The organism is Lutimaribacter marinistellae, assembly GCF_042648365.1.
In the GTDB taxonomy this organism is placed as follows: domain Bacteria; phylum Pseudomonadota; class Alphaproteobacteria; order Rhodobacterales; family Rhodobacteraceae; genus Lutimaribacter_A; species Lutimaribacter_A marinistellae.
The window spans coordinates 1-7,699 of the sequence record NZ_JBHRXI010000009.1 but is presented as its reverse complement, the minus strand read 5'-3'; the positions used below and the strand labels follow the sequence as shown (position 1 = coordinate 7,699).

General features: G+C 62.3%; 3 protein-coding genes. All 3 read left to right on the top strand.

Annotation, left to right across the window (positions count from 1 at the left end):
* The coding region (locus ACFORG_RS08740) for a hypothetical protein (RefSeq protein WP_386735036.1) at positions 1 to 762 on the top strand (762 nt) is incomplete at its 5' end.
* A 470-nt stretch (positions 763 to 1,232) separates the two neighbouring features.
* Positions 1,233 to 1,877, top strand: coding sequence for an IS6 family transposase (locus ACFORG_RS08735; protein ID WP_386735037.1), 645 nt, complete (start codon positions 1,233 to 1,235; stop codon positions 1,875 to 1,877).
* Between the two features lie 340 nt (positions 1,878 to 2,217).
* Positions 2,218 to 7,699: S8 family serine peptidase (locus tag ACFORG_RS08730; RefSeq protein WP_386735035.1), on the top strand; the 5,482-nt coding region annotated here is incomplete at its 3' end.

The following is a 7,699-nucleotide window of genomic DNA, read 5'->3' as shown; positions in this document are numbered from 1 at the left end:
TACGACGACCCGGTGGTGATCGCCCATGTCGCGACCGGGAACGGGTTCCAGCCGGTGAACGTGCGGGTGAGCGAGGTCAGCGGCAGCAGCCTCGTGATGCAACTCCAGGAGCCGAACCATCTGGACGGGGTCCATTTCAACGAGACGGTCAACTACATGGTGGTCGAGGCAGGGCGCTGGGTGCTGCCCGACGGCACGCTGCTGGAGGCCGGGACGCTGCAGAGCAGCCGGCTGTCGAGCCAGGGGTTCGAGACGGTGGGCTTCGGGGCGGGTTTCGAGACGGCGCCGGTGATCCTGAGCCAGGTGCAGAGCTTCAACGGCGGCGATTTCGTGACCACGCGACAGCGCAACGCGGATGCGGAGGGCTTCCAGCTGACGATGCAGGAAGAGGAGGCCGGCAATTCCGGCAGCCATTTCATCGAGACGCTGGGCTGGGTGGCGCTGGAGGCGGGACGCGGCAGCACGGGCGGGTTCGAGTGGCTGGCGGGCCGGGTCCCGGGGGTGACCGACGCGACCGCGACCGTGCCGCTGGGCACAAGCCTTGACGGCGGCGCGCATGTCGTGGCCGGGGTTTCGACCTATGTCGGCAGAGACCCGGCCTGGGCGCGCGGCAACGACAGCACAGCGGGCAGCTTCGACGTGTCCGTGGAAGAAGACACGAGCCTAGACGCCGAAACCGATCACCTCCCCGAAACCATCGACTACTTCGCCTTCAACACGAGCGGCGTCGTGGGGGCCTATGATTACGATTTGTTCGCGTGAGGGGGGTAAAATCGCAGGGTTTGATCGGGTGAACCCTTCGCAGGAATGGAAAGAAGCACTATCCGGCAAGTTCACCACGGCAGCGCCCAAAATTTGCCATCGAGGTTAACGAAGCTGAGTCTGTCTGCCGTAAAGAGTGTCATTGGTAATCAAGATTGACGAGGTTTCGGCCTCGTCTTTTCTTGAGCGGGCCGAGGAGTAGGCCGCTCCTGCCCAGTGGTTTCTGGCAGCGGTCTGGCCGACCGAGTTCTAGCCAGCCTCAGTGCAGGCCTCGGTCTGCAGCTATCTTTCTTTCATGCAATGCTGACATACAGATCTGTTTGCGAATCCTGACCTTGTACGAAGCAACACGATGGTTCTTGCAGTCGCCTGCAAAACGCCCTGAGTGGTTCCGTACCGTCTGATGATGCAAAAAACCTGCCCCATTTCGATGTTTCCAAACGAGCTGCGAACTCATCCGTTTGGCCGTCATGCTGTACGTCCGGTTCTCTCTCTCCCTGCGCAACGTCGAAGATCTTCTGCACGAGAGGGGCATCGATGTCAGCCATGAAGCGGTCAGGTTCTGGTGGCATCGGTTCGGCCCGATGTTTGCCGCCGAGATCCGCAAGCGCCGTATCGAGGGCATGAAATCAAGCCGGTGGCATTGGCACCTGGACGAGATGTTCGTGAAGATCAACGGCGAGCGGCATTACCTCTGGCGGGCGGTCGATCATGAGGGAGAGGTTTTGGAAAGCTACGTCACGACGACCCGCGAAAAGAAGGCCGCGTTGAAATTTCTCAAGAAAGCAATGCGCAAGCACGGTCAGCCAGAGGCTTTCGTAACGGATCGGCTGCGGTCCTACGGTGCTACGCTGAAAAAGACTGGTGCTGCTTTCAGACAGGAAGCGGGCAGGTGGGTAAACAACCGGGTCGAGAACTCGAACCTCCCATTTCGACGACAGGAGCGTATTGTGCCCCGCTTTGGGCGGATGCGCAGTCTTCAGGAATTCGCCTCCGTCCACGCCTCGGTCTTCAACCACTTCAACTCGGAGCGTAGCCTCAACAGCCGACAGAATTTCAAGGCACACCGTGCCGCCGCTCTGGCGAGTGGCGCGGTCTTTGCGCTGAATAGGTGAATAAGGGACAACCATCCAGGCTGGTTAGAATTTGTCTGGCAGCAGCACCCCCCATCCGATCTCGCGGAGCAATGCAAGTGTGAGCGGGATCGCAGATGCAATAATATTAACATTTGGTGAAAGCGCGTTTTTCTGCGAGGGTTTCATTTGAAAAGTCAAAAATCTTCGTTCCTGCGCCCGGAGTTTTCAAGGAAGCTTTCAGTTTTCCCGGGGGGACAGCCATGGTTTCCTGTTCAGTCAAGGCAAGTTGGAAGCCGCTTGTTACCTGGGGCTGCCGCCGATGATCCGCGGTGACGTGATCCGATAAGTCGAAGTTTTTGAAAAGTCAGGATATTGTCTCATGGCCACGATCCCCTCAGACCCGAGATTCTCCCTCCAGTGGTGGCTGCGGAGCACATTGCCCGGCTATCTGGACATCAATGTCGTCGACGTGTGGGACGACTATACCGGTGGCGGCATTCAGGTTGCGATCATCGACGAGGGCTTCGACCTCTCGCATGCCGATCTCGATGCGAATTTCCGCACCGATATCGATTATGACTACGACGGCAACGATACCAATCCCGACGAAGGCGGAGCCGACCGTCACGGCACTCCCGTAGCAGGGATCATCGGCGCCGAGGAAGGCAACGGATACGGCGGCGTCGGGGTCGCGTGGGATGCCGATCTTGTCGCCTATAACGACGGCAACCTCGGCGGGTCGGTGACCGTCACGACCTATCGCGACGCCGCCGGTATTGGCGACGGTCTGGGCAACACGGCCGGAAACGATAATGGCAGCGACGTTCTCAACGGCAGCTTCGGGTTCAGTTCAAATTTCGCCAATATCGGTTTTCCCGGCTATCTCGCCGACGTAGCCGCGTCCCTTTCGGATATCGCTGCCTATGGCCGTGGTGGACTGGGCATGAATTTCGTGAAGTCGAACGGAAACGCGCGAGACACGAATCCCGCCACCACGGCCGGTATCGGGATGGAGGGCACCACCGACGTCGCCAGCACCATGGAGGAATCCATCAGCGTCGCTGCGCTACGCGGCGATGGCTACGTGACGGACTATTCGACGCCCGGCGCGAACCTGTTGATTTCCGCGTTCGGTGACGACAACAACAACAATTCCGGGGTGCAGACCACCGACCGCACCGGCGCGCCGGGTTACAACACGACCGACTTCACCAATTTCAACGGAACCTCGGCCGCCGCCCCGATCGTGTCGGGGGTCGTCACCTTGATGCTCGACGCCAACCCGAATCTCGGCTGGCGCGACGTGCAGCAGATCCTGGCCTACTCGGCCCGCCATGTCGGTTCGGATGTCGGTGCCGCCGCCAACAGCGGTGCGGCGGGAGGCGGGGGCTTCGAACTCGCCACGCAGAGCAATGGATCGACATGGTTCTGGAACGAAGCGGAGAATTGGAACGGCGGCGCGCTGCATTTCTCGAACGATTACGGCTTTGGTCTGGTCGATGCCCATGCCGCGGTGCGCATGGCCGAGACCTGGGAGCAGGTCTCGACCTCGGCGAACCAGCAAACATGGTTCATTGCCGGCGGTTTCGGCGGGCCGACCCAGATCAACACCGCGCCGGGTTCCAACACCTATTTCGGGTCGGTGGATCGAGATATCATCATCGATTACATCTCGGTCAGCGTCGATTTCGCCGTGGACGACATGAACGACATGGAGATTTTTCTCGAGTCTCCGGACGGCACACGGGTGCAGTTGATCGACAATCTCGACGGTCTGGCAGCCACCAATCAGGCTTTCGATGCCATAGACACCGGTTCGGGGTACTGGAGCTTCGGCACGCATGCCTTCCGTGGCACCGTGATCCAGGGCGAGAGCGATCCGGCGAACAACGGCGACTGGACGGTCCGGTTTCGTGACAACGACAGCAGCGCGAACGGCGTCTTCACCGTTGACGACGTTCGGATCGATTTCACCGGGCGTGAGATCACCGATGACCAGGTCTGGGTCTTCACCAACGAGTATTCCGACTACGCCTCGGGTTCGGGGCATTCGACAAGCTTCAACGGCGAGGTCGTCTCTGGACTCTCGGGCACGTTCAACGCGGCGGCCGTCACCTCGAACACGGTGCTGGATTTCGGCGCCAACACTGGTACGATCGACGGCGTCAGCATCAGCGCGTCCAACATCACCCGCGCCTATACCGGCGACGGCAACGACAGCGTTACTGGCGATACGGTTACGCGCTTCATCCATACCGGCCGCGGCAACGACAGTATCGACGGCGGGTCGCAGACGGCTGGCGAGACGCTGAACGGCGGCCGCGGCAATGACACGGTCAATGGCGGAGATGGCAACGACATCCTCATCGACGGCCGGAGCGGCTCCAGCGAAGGCACCGACACGTTGCGTGGCGATGCTGGCGACGATCTGATCGTCGCGTCGTATGTTCTCGGGAACGATGTCTACAGCGGCGGAACGGCCGGCCAGGACACGATCGACACGCGCGACGACTCCAGCACGATGAACGTCGACCTCAGCGTCGCGTCCTACACGAACTACAGTGCGCTCTTTACAGGGTTCGAACACGCGATCACCGGTGCGGGCGGCGACAACCTGACCGGCAACTTCAAGAGCAACCTGCTCGTCGCCGGGCGCGGCAACGACATGATCGACGGGCAAGGCGGCAGCGACACGCTGTTCGGCGACGAGGAACCCTTCGGCATGCTGCGCCTGAACGACAGCGCGGTGACCGATCAGTATGCCGAGGCGACGACCTTCGATGCCATGCCGACCGACGCGTTCACCGTCGAATGGCTGTTCCAGTCCGACGGGCCGGTGCAGAACGACACGTCCTTCATCTCCTATGCCGCGAGCACCTCCGACAACAACGAGTTCCTCGTCTTCGGGCAGGCCAGCGGCACCATCCGGGTCTTCGTGAACGGCGTGGGAACCGACACGGGCATCGTAACCAGCACGGTTTTCGACGGTGACGCGCACCGGATGTCAGTCAGCGTGAATACCGGGGCGGGTCCGAACGGGCGCATCTCGCTTTATATCGACGGGGTGGAGGAATTCCGCGGACCGGGCGCGGGCACGAGCGTCGCCAACCCGATCACGCCGGGCGGAACGTTCATCATCGGTCAGGACCAGGACACGCTGGGCGGCGGCTTTCAAGCAACTCAGGCTCTCAAGGGCAAAATGGGCGATATTCGCGTGTGGTCCGTGGAGCGCGAGCAGGCCGATATTGACGCCGACAAGTTCGAGCAGTTCAACCAGATCGACCTGCTCGACAATCCGACGCTGGTGGCCAACTGGCAGGTGGATCGCGACACAGGCACGTTCGACAGCCTGACGGGCTCGCAATCGCTGCTGCGCCAATCGGCCGGAAGCAATCCGTTCGAGGTGGACCGCTACAGCCACGATGGTGGCGACGACGACATCGTGGGAGGCGATGGCGCGGACCTGATCTATGGCGGCTCTGGTAACGACGAGATTATTGCCGGCGTCGAGAGCAACGGCGACGGCATCGACACGGTCTTTGGCGGCGCGGGCAACGACACCATCCGCGGCGGATTCTTCACCGACGTCCTGAACGGAGAGGACGGGGACGACACGTTCCTGATCACCGGTGCCGAGAATATCGACCATATCGATGGCGGCGATGGACGCGACCTGCTGAACATGACTGGGCGTGTTAGCTATCAAATCACGACTATTGACCTCGATAGCTCCGTCTTCACGCAAACGTTCGTCACCGTAGGCACGGTGACCGGTTCGATCGTCGGGGTCGAGGACGTTGTCGGCGCGGATGAAGAGGATCTGATCACCGGCGACGGCGGTGCCAACAATCTCGACGGGGGATCGGGCGACGATACCATCGATGGCGGCGCGAACGACGACGATCTGGACGGTGGCGCCGGAACCCGTGATGTCGTCAGCTATGCCTCGGCGTCCGGCGCCGTTACGGTCGGCATCGACGCTGATGGAAACGGCTCGGCCTCGGGGGCTGCGGGCAACGATACACTGGCCAATTTCGAGGTCATTGAAGGCAGCGCGTCCGGAGATGACCTGACGCTCTCGCGGGCTTCATTTAGTTCGGGGGGCGAGGGCGGCGGCATTTTCGGGCGCGGCGGCAGTGACCTGCTGACCATCGCTGCTGTTGCTGGCGGCGATACCACCGTCGAGGGCGGCGCGGGCAATGACACGATCAAGGCCAGCGCGGGCTTTTTCGTGGGCGATGTCGACGGCGGGGACGATTTCGACACCTTCGACGCGAGCGCCCAGGCCAACGGGATGAATATCGACCTGGAGTCCCAGACTCATGAATTCCGCTCGTTTGGCGACCTGTCGGACCTGATCGATTTCGAAACCGTCATCGGAACCGCGGGCAGCGACAACATCACCGCGAATGACTTGACCTCCAACCGCATCGAAGGAGGCAGCGGGAACGATACGCTGGACGCCGGGAACGACTTTGTCGCCAATACCCTTCATGGCGGCGCGAATGACGACGAGATCATTGTCTCGGGCTTCCTCGGCGATGAGCTGGATGGCGGGGTCGACACCGACACGCTGGTCACCAGCGAGAACGCCATCTTCGCGTCGGGGCTGGTGGTCGACCTTGGCCTGGGCACGGTCACGTTCAATGGCAATCCCGTCGCGACCGTTACGGATTTCGAAAACTACCGGCATGACGGGCCGGGCGCCTCCAACGAGGACGTGATCGGGTCCGCCTTGGCCAACCGAGTCGAGATCGGAGGCACGGGCGACAACCTGGTCCGCGGTTTTGCAGGCGACGACACGATCCTGGCCGGTGACGGCGACGATACGGTCGAGGGCGGCGAGGGCGCGGATTCGCTCGATGGCGGGGCCGGTTCGCGGGACATGGTCAGCTACGCGAGCTCGGCCGGTCTGGTGCAGGTCAGCTTCGCCTCGAACTATGCGCTCGACGGCGATGCGGCGGGTGATGTGCTGTCGGGGTTCGAGGATCTGCGCGGTTCGGAATTCGGCGACCAACTGTTCGGCGACGATGGCGACAACATCATCGAGGGGCTCGACGGTGTCGACGACATGAACGGCGATGGCGGCCGTGACACGCTGCGCGGCGGGGCCGGGAACGACCTTCTGAGCGTCGGCGGTGCCGATGACCTTGTGTCCGGAGAGGTGTTCGACGGGGGTACGGAGGAGGATACGCTGGTCGTGCTCGCCTTCACGCCCGGCATCTACGACTTCCGGGGCAGCACGCTGACCTCGCTCGAAAAACTCTCGATGGTCAATCCTGGCTCCTCGCCCTCGGGCGAGCTGCGCGCACAGTTCATCGCCGACCAGTTCGTCGATGCCGGCTTCGAGGAGATATTGGGCGGTCTCAACCCGAGCAGCGGCATGGCCTATGTGGCGGAAATAATCATGGAGGCGCGGGCGGCTCTGGACCTGTCCTTCCTCTCCGTGACCGGCTTCGTTCAGCCGCAGGACCGCATCGAGATATCGGGCGAAGGCGGGGCCGAGGCCATCACCGGATCCGAAGTGGACGACATGATCGACGGAGCGGGCGGCGACGACACGCTGGAGGGCGGGTCGGGCAACGACACGATTGCGGGCGGTTCCGGAGCGGGCGACCGGGCGGTCTTCGCCGGCGAACTCGACCGCTACGAGGTGGAGGTTCTGCGCGAGGCGGGCGCGACGCCGCGGATGCTGCTGGTGCATGACACCCAGAGCGGCGACGTGGACACGATCCACGAGGATGTCGAGCTGCTGGCCTTCGACGATGTTACGTTGGGCTTCGGCATCCTGGCCGCCGACGCCATGCTGGTCCGGGGGGAGGTGCTGGAGCGCGGCTTCGGCAGCCGGTTCGGCACCAACC

What these genes read in the sequence shown, in the direction of transcription:
- ACFORG_RS08735 (WP_386735037.1), top strand. Translation starts at nt 1,233, where the DNA reads ATGCTGTACGTCCGGTTCTCTCTCTCCCTGCGCAACGTCGAAGATCTT.